This is a genomic window from Methanobrevibacter sp., from assembly GCF_036307625.1.
Lineage (GTDB): Archaea > Methanobacteriota > Methanobacteria > Methanobacteriales > Methanobacteriaceae > Methanocatella.
Genome location: NZ_JAXJXF010000094.1, coordinates 20,537 through 36,940, shown reverse-complemented (window position 1 = coordinate 36,940; position 16,404 = coordinate 20,537). Strand labels below are relative to the sequence as shown.

Sequence of the window (16,404 nt, the reverse complement as noted above, 5' to 3'; positions counted from 1 at the left end):
TATTTTAATCTATTTAAAAATAGCGAAGGAAAGTATTTTTCCGTTTAGAATATTTACTAGAAAACTAAAAATAATACCATGAAGACCTACGGACTTACAGTAAGAGGCGTCATGAAAAATGACATCGGAGAAATCCTGATTGTGAAAAGACATCCTAAAAGCAGAACAGACCCAAAAATGTGGGAGCTTCCGGGCGGAAAAGTTGAAAAGAGAGAACATTTTGCAGATGCACTGGTGCGTGAAATCAAGGAAGAGACAAACCTTGACTGTGAAATTGGTGACTTTTGTGAAGCCATTCAAAACGATTATATGCACAAACGTACCGTGCAGCTAATGATGTATCTTGAAAATATCGAAGGAGACATTGAAATAAGCGAAGAGCATACTGACTGGATGTGGGCAAGCTTAGAAAAGATTAAAAAATTGGAGATTTCAACATCCCTTGAAAAGTTATTAAAAAAAAGAAATTGGGAGATTTAATCAACCATCATATGGTCCACAATGGTTAAGCTATCTCTCCTACAGTTTGGACAGGTAGAATTCTGATCCAGATAATAAACCTCTTCACCACAATCAGGACAAATGTCAAAATCTCGGCGAATGAATATTGTCAGGTCATTTGTGTGCTTTTCAAGTATTTCCCGGATTTGTGAGTCAGAAAATTCTGCCTTGTTTTCGGTAATGACAAATTTATTGATTTGTTTTTTGCAGTTTGAACAGAAATATCCGTGATAAACTCCTGCAAATTTGAACTTTTCACCTTTGGAAAAGTCATAATCATCTTCGCCAATGTGGAACTCGTCGTCAATATCCAATGCAAATGAGTAATCGGCTTTTGAAGGCAATTCACTGCCGCATTCCAGACATCTTTGGAATTCATCATCAAACTGTATGATTTTTGGATTGTCATCATACTGTTCAATCAGCTGAATGATTTTCCCATCATCAATGTCAGATGACTTTTTATATATGATGAACTTATTGATGAATTTCTGACATTCATAGCAATAATATCTGGCAAAAAACCCTTTAATGGCAGCATTTGAACTTTCAGCCGATGTTGATTTCACCAAAGGCTTTACTATAACATGCCCAAAATCATCTACCCAGAATATTTCATCTATGGAAGTATAAGTATATCCACAAGTATTGCACAAATACCCTACTCTCCTTGCCACAAATAAAACCTCCAATATAATTTTTAACTATAATATTTCATCCAGTGCCTTAACAAACTCATCGATTTCTTCTTTTGTAATTATCAGTGGCGGTACGAATCTTAAAACATTTCCTGCAGTACAGTTGATTAAAAATCCTGCTTCGCGAAGCTTGTCAACATATTCAGCTCCAGGTTTAGTGAGCTCAATACCAACCATGAGACCTTTTCCTCTTACATCGGCTATTATATCCTTGTCCAACTTCTTAAGTTCTGAAATGAAGTAGTTTCCAACTTCATTAACATTGTCAAGGATATTTTCATCAATTATTGTATCCAAAACCGCATTTGCTGCAGCACAGACAAGAGGACCTCCACCAAAAGTGGTTCCGTGGTCTCCAGGAACAAATGCTTCGGCAACCTTTTCAGTTGCAAGGATTCCACCCATTGGAACTCCTCCACCGATACCTTTGGCCATTGTCATGATGTCCGGTTTTACATCAAAGAGTTCATGTGCAAACAGTGTTCCGCATCTTCCAAAACCTGTCTGAACTTCATCGACAATGAAAACAATGTCCTTTTCATGACATATTTTTTCGATTTCCTTGAGGTATTCGATATCCGGGACGTTAATTCCACCTTCACCTTGAATAGGTTCGACAATGATTGCTGCAGTATTTTCAGTTATTGCTTCTTTAATTGCTTCAATATCATTGTATGGAACATTTATGAATCCTTTAGGAAGTATTGCTTTGAACGGTTCGTGATAATGTTCATGTCCGGTTGCCGCAAGAGTCACGACTGTTCTTCCGTGGAATGATTCGACAGTAGATATGACTTCGCTTTTTCCAGTGTATTTCACTGCCAGTTTGATAGCTCCCTCGTTTGCCTCAGCACCGCTGTTTGCATAAAAGATTCTGTCAAAGCTTGTCATTTCAATCAATTTTTTAGCATAGATTAATGCAGGCTCATTGTAATAGATACTTGAAATGTGAATGAGTTTTTCTGCCTGTTCCTGTATTGCTTTTACGAGTTTAGGATGATTATGACCTAAAGCATTAACGGCAATACCTGCAAACATATCCAAATATTCGTTTCCATCAATGTCAGTTACCTTTACACCTTCACCATGGTCCAGTACGACAGGCTGTCTTGTGAAAGTGTTTATGAAATAATCATCTTCTATTTTTATTAATTCCTGAGTATTCATTTAATGCCTCCATAAACTATTTAATCATTAATATTTATAATATTAATATTATTTAAAAATAGGTGATAAAATGAAAGTCGCTATAATCGAAACTGACAAAGGAAATATTGAATTAGAATTATTCCCGAATGAAGCTCCAGGCACTGTAGCCAACTTTGAAAAATTAGCAAACGAAGGATTTTATGATGGATTAACTTTCCACAGAGTAATTCCTGACTTTGTAATTCAAGGAGGATGTCCTAACGGTAACGGTACCGGAGGACCTGGTTACACCATCAAATGTGAAACTGAAGGAAACCCACACAGACACGGAACCGGAGCATTATCAATGGCACACGCAGGTAAAGACACCGGTGGAAGCCAATTTTTCATTACCCACTCCCCACAACCACATCTAGACGGAGTTCATACCGTATTCGGTCAGGTAATTAAAGGTCAGGATGTTGTTAACGCAATCCAACAAGGAGACGTCATGAACAAAGTGACCGTTGAAGAAAGATAAAACTTATCTTTCAACTTCTTTTTTTATTTTTACTGATTTTTATTTGATTAAACGATTTTTAAAGAAAAAATTGTGCGAGTTTGCAAAATTGTTCTCATTTTAAACTGCTTATTTTATATATTGAGACAACATATCCTTTAATTAGAAAAATATCATTGTTTGAACCCAATGTTGATTTTGAAAAAAATTACAGATCCATTACAATAATGAATTGAACTAGCTATCAGATTTAATTCCAACAAATGAAGCAAAAACGGAAGCTATACACAATACCACACAGATAATGCAGGTTATTTGACAGCTCTGAATCAATAGAGGATAATACTGTTGAATAATAGGAACATCACCCATTACAAATGCAAATACCAATGTCAATATTCCCATACTCATTGCCTGGCCAACTGTACGCATTGTTGCAACTGCCGCTGAAGCGACTGATGTGTCCTTTGGCGGAACGGAACCCATGATGACATTCGTATTCGGCGGTGAAAACAATCCGAAACCTACACCATAGATTATCATCGCCACAAATAAAAATTCAATTGATGTTGTACTGTCCAAAAATGAAAACAGGAATAATGATAGAGTACCTAAAGCCATTCCAATAGCTGCAAGTATTTGTGGTACGAACCTGTCAGACAATCTGCCAGCAATTGGAGCTAAAACCACCTGACACAATGGCGCTACAAGCAATACCATTCCCGCAGTCTGTGAATCGAATCCCTTAATGTATTGAAGATGATAATTTAAAATTGTTATAACCGCATATGTTGCCAAATAAGCACATAATGAGGCGAAATTGGCTGAAAGGAATTTGTGGTTTTTGAAAAATCTGATGTCAAAAACAGGATAGGATTGCCTTAGCTCAATAATTCCAAATACTATTAAGATTGCAACTCCTAAAATAGTTAAAATCATTCCCAATTGAGTGTTCAGTATGGTAAATCCATACATAAACAATACCATCCCTATACCATAAGTTAATGAGCCTTTAATATCCAATGGAATGCCCTTAAATGAAATCCACTCATCATCAATTCTTGTTAAAAGCAGAGCAAGAATAACAAACAGAAACGGAACGCCGAATAATACTACAGATTTCCATCCCAGATTATAATTCAAAATTCCTCCAATAACAGGAGACAGGGACAGCCCCACATAAACACCTGTGATGTTCATCCCCAATGCCTTTCCACGCTCTTCAGGCGGGAAAGCGTTCACAATCATTGCCATTGAAGTGACATTAATGAAAGACAGGGAAATTCCCAAAATCAATCTGCAAGCCAGAAACTGTTCCTGTGATGTTACAAGCACATTGGCAATGGAGATTATGATAAATAAAACAACACTTATAATAGTGACTTTCTTAAGGCCGTATTTTGCTGAAATCTGACCTGCCGGAACCGACAGTACAGCCACAACAAGTAAAAAAATGATAGTTACCCAGTTTTGAACAATATTGCTCATGTGAAATTCGGCTGCAATTGATGGAATGACAATGGTAACTGCATTGACCGCAAAAACAGTGAAAAATGACAATACAGTACAAATCAATAAGAGTAAATTTTTTTTATCCATCAATATTATATATATTAAGAATGACTTTATATAATTTTTAGAATATAGTATATTTCATGAGCGAACATAACACTCCGGAATATATAACATTCCCAAGAACTTTTGAAAATTACAGATGGTATAAGCCCATATTAGTATTTATAATCGGAGCAATTGTATATGTAATACTGCAAGTTGCAATATTTGCAATTTTCGGCATGGCATACGGCTGGAATACAATTTTCCAGTTAATGACACAAGGATACGAAGCGTTGAATTCTGAAGCTGGAAGCTACATCGGCTATCTATCCGTGGCAATTTTTCTTCCTTCACTATATATTGCAACAAAAATCGTTCGAGACAGGCCATTCTCTTCATATTCCTCATCACGGGGAGGATGGGATTGGAAACTATTTTTCAAATCATTGACCATTCCATTAGCAGTATATCTAATCTATGAAACTATAAGCTCAATTATTCACGGCAGGGTTGGTCCAAATACCCTAACTGTGACATTCTTTGTAATATGCTTGATTATCATACCTTTACAGTGCATTGCGGAAGAATACTTTCTTAGAGGACTAGTTATGCAAACTTTCGGATCATGGTTTAAGATACCTATCCTGGCAATAATTCTTCAGTCCGTAGTTTTTGCATCAATGCACCCCTATAGTATTTTAGGAGTCCTTGGAGTATTCATACAAGGAATTCTTTTAGGGTTTTTAACCTGGCGCAGCAATGGTTTGGAAGCCAGTTCTGCACTCCATAGCGTGAATAATTTAACCAGTGCATATTTTACAGCCATAGGATTTGAGGTAACTTCATCCATAATTGGTCCTTTCGACTTTGCTTCAACAATCATTGTCACCACAGTCTCAACATTAGGACTATATTATGTCGGAACTAGGAAAGGCTGGTTTGGCGAAAAAACAGGAAAATCAATATAAACACGAAAATTTAATAGAATTCTAGATTTAACACTCCACTTACTATTAAACCCACCATCACCCTTTAACAGAATATTTAAAAAAAAATTAACGAATTTAATCCTGATTTAGTAAGATTCTCTAAAAAAAAGAAAAAATTAGTAGATGCTATTCACATCTACACACATTTAATGTTTACTTTTTTAGTTACTTTATTGTAATAAGCATCGCCTTTGTAGGCAATTGTTGCTTTAAAAGTACCTTTTTTAGTTAATTTAGTAATTTTAAAGATTACAACACCTTTTTTGTTAGTTTTTGCAGTGTATGTTTTCTTGTTGACCTTAAGTGTGACTTTGGCATTTTTTATGGCCTTGTTGAGATTGGTCTTTAGGGTCACACTGTATTTTTTGGTTTTTACAGATTGTTTGAATGTTTTTGCTTTAGCGGTTAACTTAGGAGTTGCTTTTTTGACAGTCACCTTAACGGATTTTGTTGCCTGATTATATTTTGCATTTCCATTGAAGGTTATTTTAGCAGTATATGCTTTAGGAGCCAATCCTTTTGTTGATACTTTGATTTGACCGTTTTCATCAGTTTCATATGTTTTGGCACCATTTAAATTAACAATAACATAAACATCACTTAAAGGATTACCGTTAGCATCTTTTAATGTAACCACTAAATTTTTGTTGACATTGTAAGTTGTAGTAACTGTACTTACTGACAATTGTGTTTTGAGTTTATTGACTGTTATTTTAGCCTCTTTAGTTACTGAATCGTGTTCATCATCAGTTACTGTTTTAACTGATAATATGTATGTGCCAGGTTCCAAACCAGATACAGTTATTGTATTATTATTTACATTAACAACAGCATCAGGTTGATTAACCACAGTAGCTTCAATGCTTAAGGCATCTGTGAATGAAAATTCAGTAGATCCGGTAGTATTATAATCAAATTCCATATCTTCGACGGTTAATGTAGAATCAATCCTATACGCCATGTAAATTGTGCTTTTTCCTTTGTTATCTATTAAGTTTATTAATGTGGTAACATTTTCCATTTTTCTATCAAAGAAAATCGCAGCGCCTTCAACAGCAGAATTTTCAATATAATCTCCAGATATTATAACGTTTTTTGCAAATTTATTTATGTAGCTTGCACCACCCCAATTAGTTGCTTTATTATTGGAATATTTTCCATCAATAGTAGAATCAGTTAATGTATTCATAAAGTAGTTTGCACCGCCAAATAAACAGCCTGTGTTGTTATCATAGTCTCCTGCAATGGAAATATTAGATGCAGCACCATAGAAGAAATTTGCACCTCCGCGGTATCCGACATTATCTGAGTAGTCTCCTAAAATAATAACATTATCTGCTGTTTTATTAAAGCAGTTAGCACCTCCACTACCTGTTTTATCACTGCCATTACAATTGGAATTGGCAATATTGCGGAGGTAATCTCCAACTATGTAAACATCAGTTACTGATTTAAAGAAGTAATTTGCAGCACCAGAACCGTTTACTGCAACATTATCACTGAAGTCTCCAGAAATTGAAACATTGGCAACCTTGTCGTTAAAGTAGTTTGCACCACCGGATATCTGTGCAACATTATTTATGAAATCTCCTGCTATGATTAAATGGCTAATTTTTTTCTTAAAGTAGTTTGCACCACCCCAATCAGCAGCGTTGTTTATGAAAGTGCTGTTCCATATAGTCACATTATCGCCTTCACTGAAAATTGCACCACCATATACCGCACTGTTTTTCTCGAACACACAGTTTGTAACGTTCAAATTATTACCAATGTTGTGGATTGCACCACCTGAAGTTGCATTACCATTTATAAATTTAATGTCGTTTAAAACAACGTTGTTTGCAGTGACATTAAATATTCTTGATTTATGTTGTGCATCAATTGTATATCCATTCCCATTAATAGTAATGGATTTAGAAATTAGGATTCCATCTGCAAGAACCCCATCGTTTGCATAATCATTTTCCAATTCTATTGTAGCGCCTTCAGCTGCATTGCTGATTTTGTCCTGCAATGCAGTGAAAGTTCCATTATCTTTTTCGCTTAAAATGTCTTCACTAGAAGATGAAATTAAATTATTTTCAATTATTTGATTATCATTATCGACTTCTACAGTTGCCTGACTGACAACATCGAAATCTTGATTATTACTGGCTATTGCATCATCGTTTACATCCCCAGCAACTACACTGGAAACTGAAAATAATACACAAATAATTAGGAAAAAAACCAGTAAACTCTTTTTAAAATCCATTTTAAAAAATCCTCCATTTAATTTGAATATGTTTTATTGTGTGCAAAAATATTGTTTAAAACTTCAGCTTTTTATAAAAACTTATGAAAATGTATTAAAAAATATATTATTTAAAATATAAATATATGCCGAATTTAAAATTAAAAGGAAAAAAATTAATAAAACATTACATAATTAAGTTTTTAAATAATGTTGTCCAGTTAGTGCTGATTTCTCGAATACAAATGTCAAATTTTTAAAAAATAGCCATAATTCATTTCAATTTTTTCATCAAACCACTCATTCTTGCATAGTGGAACATGTAAAGCTGAACATATCCCGCATTTTTACCGAACTCTTCCATTCCAAATTCACGAACTTTTGCAACACTTATATCCTTTCCATCAAAGTACAAATGAGAAACAATACGTTTTATCCACACATCTGATGGAAAAGCTTCCCTAAAGTTGAATCCGTAAAGCAATATGCAGTCAGCCACTTTTGGACCGACTCCCGGAACATCCAGTATTGTTTCAAATGCTTCATCATAGCCCATCTTGAAAATTTCATGGAGGTCAAGTTCATCTGTAAACATCTCGGATGCCTTCCTCATGTATGGTGCTCTATATCCTACACCACAACATTTGAGATTATTTGTGCACATTGAAATATCTTGAATGTTCGATGAATTAAATTCATCCTCATCGTCCAAGTATACTTTTACTAAGTCATTGCTTTTAGGAAAAGTATAGTAATTGCCCTGCCGATTTCCCCAGTTCTCTTTTATCTGGCAAATCGATTTGGTCCATCTTTTGATTGAATTGTTTGCAGAGCATATTGATGAGATAATGCACTCAAAAGGATCGCTGGCCAGAAATAGTCTCAAACCATTGCAGAACTCAGGAATTTGTGCCAATTCAGCATGATTACCTAAATAGCTATAGAATTTATCCAAATCAAAATTCAAGTCAAAAATGTAATTCAATTTGTCAATAGCTTGCTTGTCTGAAACATCCCCAGAATAATTGAAATCCAAGAATTCACCACATTGCCTTACATTGAAAATAACAGGATTATCATTAACATTGACAACATTAGAAAAAGTACCCTCAACTTCACACCACGGAGGCTGTGAGGTCTGACCGGACAGTTGAGTTAACTCCAAATCAATAGGGGTTTCGACAATCATAAGCGAACAGCCACATTATTTTCCTTTAGATATTCTTTAACTGTGCCTATTGAATATTGATTAAAATGAAATATGCTTGCTGCAAGAGCTGCTGAAACATCGGTTTTTTCAAAAACTTCCAGGATATGTTTCGGTTCTCCAACACCACCACTTGCTATAACAGGAATGTCAACAGAATCGTTGATGGTTTTATTGAGCTCAATATCATATCCATTTTGAGTTCCATCTCCATCCATACTTGTCAGCAGTATTTCGCCGGCTCCGCGCTTTTCACATTCAACAGCCCATTGGATTGCATCGATGCCTGTGAATTCACGTCCGCCATAAATGCTGGTATCAAACCAGCAATATCCTTTATCTGTCTCAATAACTGTCTTGTCAGGCACATCATCAGGATGGTCGACATATCTTCTTTTGGCATCAATCCCAATAACAACAGCCTGAGATCCCACTACTTTTGAAGCTTCTGTTAAAAGTTCTGGATTTTTAATTGCTGCAGTATTGGTTGAACACTTGTCTGCTCCAGCCTTAAGCATTTTAATGTAATCGTCAACTTTCCTTATTCCCCCACCTACACAAATCGGCATGAAAACATTTTCTGTCAGCCGGTCAATAACGTCAGCCATTGTAGCCCTTCTTTCATGGGAAGCAGTAATGTCCAAAACCACAACTTCGTCAGCCCCTTCCTCATAATAGCGTGTTGCAAGGTCTACTGGATTTCCAGCATATTTGATTTCCTTAAATTCAACACCCTTTACAACTCTGCCTTCAGGAACCTGCAAATCACAATCTAGACAGGGAATAATTCTTTTAGTTAACATAATATCTAAATAAATAAAAAAAGTAGAAATTTTTGTTTATAGAATATCCTTAAGCGGAATATCTTAAAACAAAACAAAGTATTGCTATAACAACAGTAGCAACTAAAACATGCTCAGGAGAAAGTTTTGGACCTACACTTTCTTCATCAAAATATCTTACTAAACCTGCACCTGTTTGAGGCATAGAAATCTTATTATCTTTTTTTGACATAGTAATCTCCTTTTAAATTAATTGATAAAAATAATTGTATTATATCTATTTTTTTCATAGTATATAAAGTTTAAATTTTTTCCTTTTTGATAACTTTAATGTCACTGATTCGAGTATCCGGATACTGTCCGTCTTCATCCTTTTCAACAGCTTTTACCATGTCCCATACAGTAAGCAATGCAACACTAACACCAGTAATTGCCTCCATTTCGACACCGGTTTTGCCTAAAGTGTTTACGGCACATATTGCAATGATTTCATCTTCCTTTACTTCAAAATTAAGTTCAATTCCTGTCAAGGCCAATGGATGGCAAAGGGGAATAATTGAAGATGTATTCTTAACGGCTTGAATACCTGCAATCTGAGCAGTTGTTAAAACATTTCCCTTTTTGATTTCTTCATTCTGAATTAAATCAATGGTATGTTTATCTAAAAAAATACTGCCGCTTGCAATAGCTCTCCTTTTTTGATCGGGTTTTGCCCCAACTTCAACCATATGCACTCCACTGTCAGTCAAATGTGTAAATTCATCTGCCATAATATCTACTTCTCGCTTACTTCAATTACATCCAATTGTTCACAAATAGCATTAACGCCTAAAATTTCACTAATATTAGGTTTACTTCTTCCATCATCACCAGAAATCAATTCCTTAATGTATAATCCGCCCTCTGTTTTGATACGCATATTGAAAGAGGTATCATCTATTAAATCATAAGATAAATCCAAAACATGTTTGACACGCACCTTATCGGCACGGCGTCTCAATACCCTTAATGGAGTTTGCTGATGAATTTCATTCAAATCGGTTATCTGCCCCAATTTATCGATATCTATTACATCATCACACTTTACAAGAGCATTATAAACTTTATATGTATCAGGGGAAGATTGCTTAATTTCAGCTTTTCTTTTCCTTTCACAGACATGCAGATTATGATACGAAGTTTTGCCTTCATTGATTTTGTTGATTTTTTCTTCAATTAAAGGCAAATCGATTTTTCTGATTTTAGGTTCTTTAATTTCCAAAACGAATGGTCTTCCAGAACCCAGCATCAGCACATCGATATCCTCACGGCCAGCACCGTGGAATTTGGCCTCTCGTCCCTTAGTCAATTTTAAGAAATGCTCGGAAATTAATTCTTCAACTGACTCAGGATACTGTTTTCCAGTGTAATTGCATTCTTCACAGCCTCTGCCCTTGCACTTGGTGCAAGGCCATTTGGTTTGAGGTATCCCACGTTTCAGCTTATTGTATCTGCCTTCAATATATAATGGATTAATCTGAATTCTGACTTTAGGTTCACCAACCAAATCAATGTTGAAAACTATGTCCTGGCTTTCAAATTCAGCTTCTTTATCATAAATTTCCCAAATTCCAAGACCTATTAATCTGTTGACTTCCTTTTTAATGGTTTCAACATTAAGATTGAACTTTTCGGAAAGTTCTTCATCTCTTTTTTGAATATCCTTACTGATTTTGGAGCCTACCAAAAATGTTTCAAACTCGATTCCCAGTTTATTAATCTTATCATCAATTTTTTTATACATCCCGTCATCGAGCTTGTCGAATAGGTTATCGCAAACCACACAGTCAACATCATCCAAATCTATGCCCAGTTCTTTGGCTACCTTGTCAGCTCTTTCGATGTTGTTGGATCCTTCAATTGTTTTGGACAATTTACGGCCGAGACAATTTTTACATATTTTGCCGTCGGTTTCATTTATAATTTGTTTAGCTAATTCATACATGTTATCTGTTCATAAATTGTCCCATCATACGGTTCATGGCACCGCCTCCTAAACGGCCACCACGTTTTCCGATACCCTTCATTGTCTTTTTGGTGTTGTTGTAATATTTTAAAAGTTCCTTAACTTCAGATTCGTCAACACCGGAACCCCTTGCAATCCTTTGAATACGTGACTGTTTAATAATCTTTGGGTTCAACATCTCTTCTTCAGTCATGGAGGACATCATAATCTTATAAGAGTCAATTTTGTCTTCTGTCATTTTTGAAGCTTCTTTGGAAATCTTATTTCCCATTCCTGGAATCATATTCAATACCTGCTGCATCGGACCCATCTTGTTCATCATTTCAAACTGGTTTTTCATATCCATCAATGTGAACTTACCTGTCAGCATGTTGTTCATGGTTTTTTCGGCAACGTCCTCATCGATGTTTTCTTCAGCCTTTTCTATAAGAGATTGAATATCACCCATACCCAATAATCTTGAAATGAATCTTTGAGGGTCGAACAGTTCAAAGTCATCTATCCTTTCACCAGTACCGATGAATTTGATTGGAGCACCTGTTTCAGCTACAGCTGACATTGCACCCCCACCTTTAGCTGAACCGTCCAATTTGGTAATGATGATTGAACCTATATCGGTTGCCTGTGAAAATGCTCTTGCCTGTTCACCGGCCTGCTGACCGATTGTTCCGTCAATAACGAGAATAGCTTCGGTAGGATTAATGATATTATCCAGCTGATCCATTTCAGCGATTAAATCCTCTTCCTGCTTGTGCCTACCTGCAGTATCGAAAATAATAACTTTCCTATTTTTAAATTCCTGCAGACCTTTTTTGGCCAAATCCAGCGCATCCTTATTGTTTGGATCACCATATAAAGGAACATCCATCTCTTCTGTGAGCTGTTTTAATTGCTCATATGCTGCAGGCCTCCATGTATCTGTACAAACAACCGCAGGGTTGAAACCTTTCTTCTGCAGATATCTGCATAATTTACCTATAGTGGTGGTTTTACCTGAACCCTGGAGCCCTAAAAACAAGATTTTATAAGGTTTTTCATTAATATCCAAACCTGCTGCCTCACTGCCCAGCAGATTTACCATTTCTTCATAAATAATAGTTATAACATGCTCTCTTGGAGTGATACCCTTTGGAGGTTCCTCTTCAAGAGCTCTACTTTCAATTTTTTTGGATAAATCTAAAACTAATTTAATGTTAACGTCAGATTGGATTAAAGCACGTTGAATATCTTTTACAACTTCTTTAATGGTTTTTTTATCTATAACTGACATTCCTACTAACTTTTTCATTGTATTAGTAAGATTTTCTCCTAAACTTCCGAGCATTGCCATTATAATCACTTTAATAAAAATTCATTTTTAGCAAAATTATATAATTGTATTAAGTTATATTTATATTTAATAAGTTTTTATAATTTTTGTGTGATAGCATGTTAGAAGAAGTAATAAAATCATTAGAAGCATCCCCAATCGTAAAGAAAGGTGAGTACAACTACTTTGTAAATCCTATAAGTGATGGTGTACCTGCTATGGACCCTATAATGCTTAGGGAATTAGCATTAGTCGTTCATAAGTATGCTGATTTGGATATTGATAAAATAGTTGCTGTTGAAGCCATGGGGATTCACCTAGCTACCGCATTATCCCTTGCAACTGATATTCCTTTTGTAGTAATTCGTAAAAGACAATACGGCCTTCCAGGTGAAAAGGAAGTATATCAAAAAACCGGTTACGGCTCATCAAACCTTTATGTGAATGACCTGCACGAAGGCGAAAAAATATTGCTCATTGATGATGTGGTAAGTACCGGCGGAACATTGGTCGCTTTAATCAAAACATTGCAAGACATGGGCCTAGATTTAAAATCCGTAGTGGCTATAATTGACAAAGGCGAAGGTAAAGAAATAGTCAAAAAGGAAACAGGCATAGATGTCTTATCCATTGTAAAATTAGATGTTATTGACGGTAAAGTAGTTATCGAAAGCACCATTAAAGATTAAAATGTCAATGTATAACATGGATTTGGATAAGGTAATCCGCAAGATTAACTCAAAAAACGTGGAAACCGTAGGTCTTCAATTTCCAGAAGGACTTAAAATGCAGGCAACAAAAATCGCCCGCAAAATTGAAGAAGAAACCGAATCGACAGTAATAATATCAGGTGACCCTTGCTTTGGAGCTTGTGATGTAAGTGACTACAAAATGAAGGGATCCGTTGACCTGATTGTTCATTATGGACATACCCCACTTCCTTTAAAATATGAAGTTCCCACAATTTTTGTTGAAGCTTTTGCAAATATAGATATCAAAGAAAACCTGAAGCAGTGTCTGGATGCACTGAAAGATTATTCCAGAATAGCTTTGGTAACTACAACACAGCACCTTCATTTACTGAATGAAATCAAGGATTATTTGGAAGACAACGGCAAGGAAGTTGTTCTTGGCTCATCAAAATCAACCAGAAAGGGGCAGGTTTTGGGATGCAATTTCTCATCCATCAAAAATTTGGATGCCGAAATATTCCTATTCATAGGCAGCGGAAACTTTCACCCATTGGGAATCAATCTATTTTCAAACACTCCAGTGTTGGCATTGGATCCCTATAATAATGAGCTTAGAAGGATGGACGAGTATGCCGACAGAATTTTAAGAATACGCTTTGCAAGAATAACAAAGGCAAGAACTGCCGAAAAATGGGGAATAATTGTATCTTCCAAAGAAGGGCAATACAGAATGAAACTTGCAAAGGAAATAAAAAAGGTTTTGGAAGAACATGGAATGGAAGCTTACATAATATTGATGGATAATGTAAACCCTGATGCATTGCTTCCTTATCTCGAATTAGATGCTTTTGTTGTAAGTGCATGCCCTAGAATAGCTATCGATGATTCACAAATGTATAAAAAGCCTTTATTGACACCACAGGAATTGGAAATCGTATTGAACAAAAGAGAATGGGAAAATTATCAATTAGATGAAATTTTATTCCATGAAAGATACAAATAGTTAAATAGTAATATAAACAAAATTACAATATTAAATAAAAATTTTATTAAATCTTTATTTTGGTGATTTTAATATGAGTATAGAAGAGGAACAAATTGTAATGCCTGGAGATAAATTAGGAATAATTGAGCAATATCTTCCAGGAGAAGGCACTTATGATGATAATGGTGAAATCAAATCATCAGTACTTGGTAATGTTAAAATTAATCAAAAAATGAAGGTCATATCTGTTGAGTCAGATGCAAAACCCGCTTTATTGAAAGTTGGAGACATCGTCTATGGACAAATAACTGATATCAAACCTCAAAGAGCTAATGTAAATATCGAATGTATTAAAGACAATGCAAGACCGTTAGCATTACCATATATGGGTGCAATTCACATATCACAAGCAAAAAAAGATTACTTAGAAAAATTATCCGATGCCTTTAGAATAGGAGACATCGTTCAAGCAAAAGTAGTGAAAATTACTGGAGATAATGTTGATTTAGGTACTGTAGATGAAGATTGTGGAGTTTTAAAAGCAATGTGTACTCGCTGCAGAGACTACATGCACACAACTAAAAAATCCAATGAACTCCAATGCAATTCCTGCAACAAAAAGGAAAAAAGAAAAATATCTAAAAACTATGTTAATTAATTAAGGTTGATACAATGGATGAAAATTTTAAAATTATTGAAGAAAAAACATTAGAATTGACATTTAGTGTGGAAGATGAAAGTCACGGTGTTTTTAATGCACTTAGACACATTTTAATGCAAGACCCTGATGTTGAATATGCTGTTTATAGTATTGATCACCCTCTTACTGGAAAACCAGAAATGACAATCAAAACAAAAAGAGGTAAAAGACCAAGAAAAGCATTGAAAAAAGCAGCTGAAGAACTTCAAAAAGAAAGTTCCGAATTTAAAAAACTTGTTGATGAAGCTTTATAGCTTCAATATTATTTTTATGTGATTTAATGGCAGAATATAAGATTCCTTCACTTACTGCAGACATATTTATTTTTGATGAAGACTTCAATTTCATTCTGATTAAAAGAAAAAATGAGCCATACAAAGATTATTGGGCATTGCCCGGAGGTTTTGTTGAGTATGGCGAAACTGTTGAAAATGCAGCCATAAGAGAAGCAAAAGAAGAAACAAATATTGATGTAACCTTGAAAGGATTAGTCAATGTTTATTCAGACCCAGATAGAGATTCAAGGGGCCACACAGTAACAGTAGCATACATTGCCGAAGGAGATTTTAGCAAAATGAAGGCTGACAGTGATGCAGAAGATATTGGAATATTTTCAACTGAAAAACTAGAAAAAATCAATCTTGCTTTTGACCACGATAAAATAATAAAAGATTGTTTAAATAAGGCTAAAACTGATTTTTAAGGTATATATTTAAATATATTGAAAAAAATATTTACACAATAAGAAAGATTAATAGATTTATTAAGGAGGAGTTAAATGGAATTTTGTCCAAAATGTGGCGCAATGTTACTTCCAAAAGATGGAGTGTTGAAATGTAACTCTTGCGGACACGAAAAAAATCTTTCAGACAATGACCAATATGAAGTTTCTGAAGAGATTAAAGAAAGCGATAACATCAAAATGCTTGGTGAAGATGTTGATGTTCGCCCTACCACAACTGAAACTTGTCCAGAATGTGGAAATGATAAAGCTTTTTATGAATTAAAACAAACTCGTAGTGCTGATGAAGCACCTACACGTTTCTTTACATGTACTGAGTGCAAACATACTTGGAGAGAATACGACTGAGTGTGATT

Annotated in this window: 19 protein-coding genes; 9 read left to right on the top strand and 10 right to left on the bottom strand. The window is 35.1% G+C overall.

Features of this window, described 5'->3' with window-relative positions; all coding sequences use genetic code 11:
* Nucleotides 1-78: 78 nt before the first annotated feature.
* On the top strand, nucleotides 79-480 hold the full coding sequence (locus tag UIB65_RS05850) for an NUDIX domain-containing protein (RefSeq protein ID WP_330040208.1): 402 nt from the start codon (nucleotides 79-81) through the stop codon (nucleotides 478-480).
* Here UIB65_RS05850 and UIB65_RS05845 read toward each other — a convergent pair.
* Both UIB65_RS05845 and UIB65_RS05840 read right to left on the bottom strand, forming a co-directional pair.
* Nucleotides 477-1,178 (bottom strand): hypothetical protein, encoded by a 702-nt coding sequence (locus UIB65_RS05845; protein ID WP_330040206.1) that lies wholly within the window; start codon nucleotides 1,176-1,178, stop codon nucleotides 477-479. The genes UIB65_RS05850 and UIB65_RS05845 overlap by 4 nt on opposite strands.
* A 27-nt stretch (nucleotides 1,179-1,205) precedes the next feature.
* Complete coding sequence (locus tag UIB65_RS05840; protein WP_330040204.1) at nucleotides 1,206-2,366, bottom strand: acetylornithine transaminase; 1,161 nt, start codon at nucleotides 2,364-2,366, stop codon at nucleotides 1,206-1,208.
* A 70-nt stretch (nucleotides 2,367-2,436) separates the two neighbouring features.
* On the opposite strand from UIB65_RS05840, the gene UIB65_RS05835 reads away from it, so the two are divergent.
* Entirely contained in the window at nucleotides 2,437-2,868 is a 432-nt protein-coding gene (locus UIB65_RS05835; protein ID WP_330040202.1) for a peptidylprolyl isomerase, read from the top strand.
* A gap of 216 nt (nucleotides 2,869-3,084) precedes the next feature.
* Here the strand turns inward: UIB65_RS05835 and UIB65_RS05830 are convergent, their stop codons facing one another.
* The gene (locus UIB65_RS05830; RefSeq protein WP_330040200.1) at nucleotides 3,085-4,446 is read right to left on the bottom strand and encodes an MFS transporter; all 1,362 of its coding nucleotides are present in this window, start codon (nucleotides 4,444-4,446) and stop codon (nucleotides 3,085-3,087) included.
* Between the two features lie 56 nt (nucleotides 4,447-4,502).
* Here UIB65_RS05830 and UIB65_RS05825 point away from each other — a divergent pair, with 56 nt between their 5' ends.
* Nucleotides 4,503-5,372 (top strand): type II CAAX endopeptidase family protein, encoded by an 870-nt coding sequence (locus UIB65_RS05825; RefSeq protein ID WP_330040199.1) that lies wholly within the window; start codon nucleotides 4,503-4,505, stop codon nucleotides 5,370-5,372.
* Nucleotides 5,373-5,529: 157 nt separating this feature from the next.
* Here the strand turns inward: UIB65_RS05825 and UIB65_RS05820 are convergent, their stop codons facing one another.
* The 7 genes from UIB65_RS05820 to UIB65_RS05790 all read right to left on the bottom strand — a co-directional run bounded on the left by UIB65_RS05820 (nucleotide 5,530) and on the right by UIB65_RS05790 (nucleotide 12,950).
* Nucleotides 5,530-7,647, bottom strand: a complete 2,118-nt coding sequence (locus UIB65_RS05820) for a hypothetical protein (protein WP_330040198.1) — start codon at nucleotides 7,645-7,647, stop codon at nucleotides 5,530-5,532.
* 253 nt (nucleotides 7,648-7,900) lie between these two features.
* Nucleotides 7,901-8,815, bottom strand: a complete 915-nt coding sequence (locus tag UIB65_RS05815; protein WP_330040197.1) for a DNA glycosylase — start codon at nucleotides 8,813-8,815, stop codon at nucleotides 7,901-7,903.
* A complete protein-coding gene (hisF, locus tag UIB65_RS05810) occupies nucleotides 8,812-9,636 on the bottom strand; it encodes an imidazole glycerol phosphate synthase subunit HisF (RefSeq protein WP_330040196.1) in 825 nt (274 codons plus the stop codon). Before hisF ends, UIB65_RS05815 begins: the two co-directional genes overlap by 4 nt.
* Nucleotides 9,637-9,685: 49 nt before the next feature.
* The gene (locus UIB65_RS05805; RefSeq protein ID WP_330040194.1) at nucleotides 9,686-9,847 is read right to left on the bottom strand and encodes a preprotein translocase subunit Sec61beta; all 162 of its coding nucleotides are present in this window, start codon (nucleotides 9,845-9,847) and stop codon (nucleotides 9,686-9,688) included.
* A gap of 70 nt (nucleotides 9,848-9,917) precedes the next feature.
* The gene (gene moaC / locus UIB65_RS05800) at nucleotides 9,918-10,385 is read right to left on the bottom strand and encodes a cyclic pyranopterin monophosphate synthase MoaC (RefSeq protein WP_330040193.1); all 468 of its coding nucleotides are present in this window, start codon (nucleotides 10,383-10,385) and stop codon (nucleotides 9,918-9,920) included.
* Between the two features lie 5 nt (nucleotides 10,386-10,390).
* Nucleotides 10,391-11,599: a tRNA pseudouridine(54/55) synthase Pus10 gene (locus UIB65_RS05795; protein WP_330040192.1), complete on the bottom strand. Its 1,209-nt coding sequence runs from the start codon at nucleotides 11,597-11,599 to the stop codon at nucleotides 10,391-10,393.
* Between the two features lies 1 nt (nucleotide 11,600).
* On the bottom strand, nucleotides 11,601-12,950 hold the full coding sequence (locus UIB65_RS05790) for a signal recognition particle protein Srp54 (protein WP_296804329.1): 1,350 nt from the start codon (nucleotides 12,948-12,950) through the stop codon (nucleotides 11,601-11,603).
* A 98-nt stretch (nucleotides 12,951-13,048) separates the two neighbouring features.
* On the opposite strand from UIB65_RS05790, the gene hpt reads away from it, so the two are divergent.
* The 6 genes from hpt to UIB65_RS05760 all read left to right on the top strand — a co-directional run bounded on the left by hpt (nucleotide 13,049) and on the right by UIB65_RS05760 (nucleotide 16,396).
* Nucleotides 13,049-13,618, top strand: coding sequence for a hypoxanthine/guanine phosphoribosyltransferase (gene hpt, locus UIB65_RS05785; protein WP_330040191.1), 570 nt, complete (start codon nucleotides 13,049-13,051; stop codon nucleotides 13,616-13,618).
* A 1-nt stretch (nucleotide 13,619) separates the two neighbouring features.
* On the top strand, nucleotides 13,620-14,624 hold the full coding sequence (dph2, locus tag UIB65_RS05780; RefSeq protein ID WP_330040190.1) for a diphthamide biosynthesis enzyme Dph2: 1,005 nt from the start codon (nucleotides 13,620-13,622) through the stop codon (nucleotides 14,622-14,624).
* Nucleotides 14,625-14,697: 73 nt separating this feature from the next.
* Nucleotides 14,698-15,264 (top strand): exosome complex RNA-binding protein Csl4, encoded by a 567-nt coding sequence (locus UIB65_RS05775; protein ID WP_330040188.1) that lies wholly within the window; start codon nucleotides 14,698-14,700, stop codon nucleotides 15,262-15,264.
* A gap of 14 nt (nucleotides 15,265-15,278) precedes the next feature.
* Nucleotides 15,279-15,560, top strand: a complete 282-nt coding sequence (locus UIB65_RS05770) for a DNA-directed RNA polymerase subunit L (protein WP_330040186.1) — start codon at nucleotides 15,279-15,281, stop codon at nucleotides 15,558-15,560.
* A gap of 26 nt (nucleotides 15,561-15,586) precedes the next feature.
* On the top strand, nucleotides 15,587-16,009 hold the full coding sequence (locus UIB65_RS05765) for an NUDIX hydrolase (RefSeq protein ID WP_330040184.1): 423 nt from the start codon (nucleotides 15,587-15,589) through the stop codon (nucleotides 16,007-16,009).
* 75 nt (nucleotides 16,010-16,084) lie between these two features.
* On the top strand, nucleotides 16,085-16,396 hold the full coding sequence (locus UIB65_RS05760; protein ID WP_296804338.1) for a transcription factor S: 312 nt from the start codon (nucleotides 16,085-16,087) through the stop codon (nucleotides 16,394-16,396).
* The last annotated feature ends 8 nt before the right edge of the window (nucleotides 16,397-16,404 follow it).

Bases quoted from the DNA above. Each gene is read 5' to 3' on its own strand.
- UIB65_RS05775 (WP_330040188.1), top strand. From the start codon at position 14,698: ATGAGTATAGAAGAGGAACAAATTGTAATGCCTGGAGATAAATTAGGA.
- UIB65_RS05760 (WP_296804338.1), top strand. From the start codon at position 16,085: ATGGAATTTTGTCCAAAATGTGGCGCAATGTTACTTCCAAAAGATGGA.
- UIB65_RS05835 (WP_330040202.1), top strand. From the start codon at position 2,437: ATGAAAGTCGCTATAATCGAAACTGACAAAGGAAATATTGAATTAGAA.
- moaC (WP_330040193.1), bottom strand. From the start codon at position 10,385: ATGGCAGATGAATTTACACATTTGACTGACAGTGGAGTGCATATGGTT.
- UIB65_RS05770 (WP_330040186.1), top strand. From the start codon at position 15,279: ATGGATGAAAATTTTAAAATTATTGAAGAAAAAACATTAGAATTGACA.
- UIB65_RS05795 (WP_330040192.1), bottom strand. From the start codon at position 11,599: ATGTATGAATTAGCTAAACAAATTATAAATGAAACCGACGGCAAAATA.
- UIB65_RS05815 (WP_330040197.1), bottom strand. From the start codon at position 8,815: ATGATTGTCGAAACCCCTATTGATTTGGAGTTAACTCAACTGTCCGGT.
- UIB65_RS05840 (WP_330040204.1), bottom strand. From the start codon at position 2,366: ATGAATACTCAGGAATTAATAAAAATAGAAGATGATTATTTCATAAAC.
- UIB65_RS05805 (WP_330040194.1), bottom strand. From the start codon at position 9,847: ATGTCAAAAAAAGATAATAAGATTTCTATGCCTCAAACAGGTGCAGGT.
- UIB65_RS05850 (WP_330040208.1), top strand. From the start codon at position 79: ATGAAGACCTACGGACTTACAGTAAGAGGCGTCATGAAAAATGACATC.
- hisF (WP_330040196.1), bottom strand. From the start codon at position 9,636: ATGTTAACTAAAAGAATTATTCCCTGTCTAGATTGTGATTTGCAGGTT.
- UIB65_RS05825 (WP_330040199.1), top strand. From the start codon at position 4,503: ATGAGCGAACATAACACTCCGGAATATATAACATTCCCAAGAACTTTT.
- UIB65_RS05830 (WP_330040200.1), bottom strand. From the start codon at position 4,446: ATGGATAAAAAAAATTTACTCTTATTGATTTGTACTGTATTGTCATTT.
- UIB65_RS05765 (WP_330040184.1), top strand. From the start codon at position 15,587: ATGGCAGAATATAAGATTCCTTCACTTACTGCAGACATATTTATTTTT.
- dph2 (WP_330040190.1), top strand. From the start codon at position 13,620: ATGTCAATGTATAACATGGATTTGGATAAGGTAATCCGCAAGATTAAC.
- hpt (WP_330040191.1), top strand. From the start codon at position 13,049: ATGTTAGAAGAAGTAATAAAATCATTAGAAGCATCCCCAATCGTAAAG.
- UIB65_RS05790 (WP_296804329.1), bottom strand. From the start codon at position 12,950: ATGGCAATGCTCGGAAGTTTAGGAGAAAATCTTACTAATACAATGAAA.
- UIB65_RS05820 (WP_330040198.1), bottom strand. From the start codon at position 7,647: ATGGATTTTAAAAAGAGTTTACTGGTTTTTTTCCTAATTATTTGTGTA.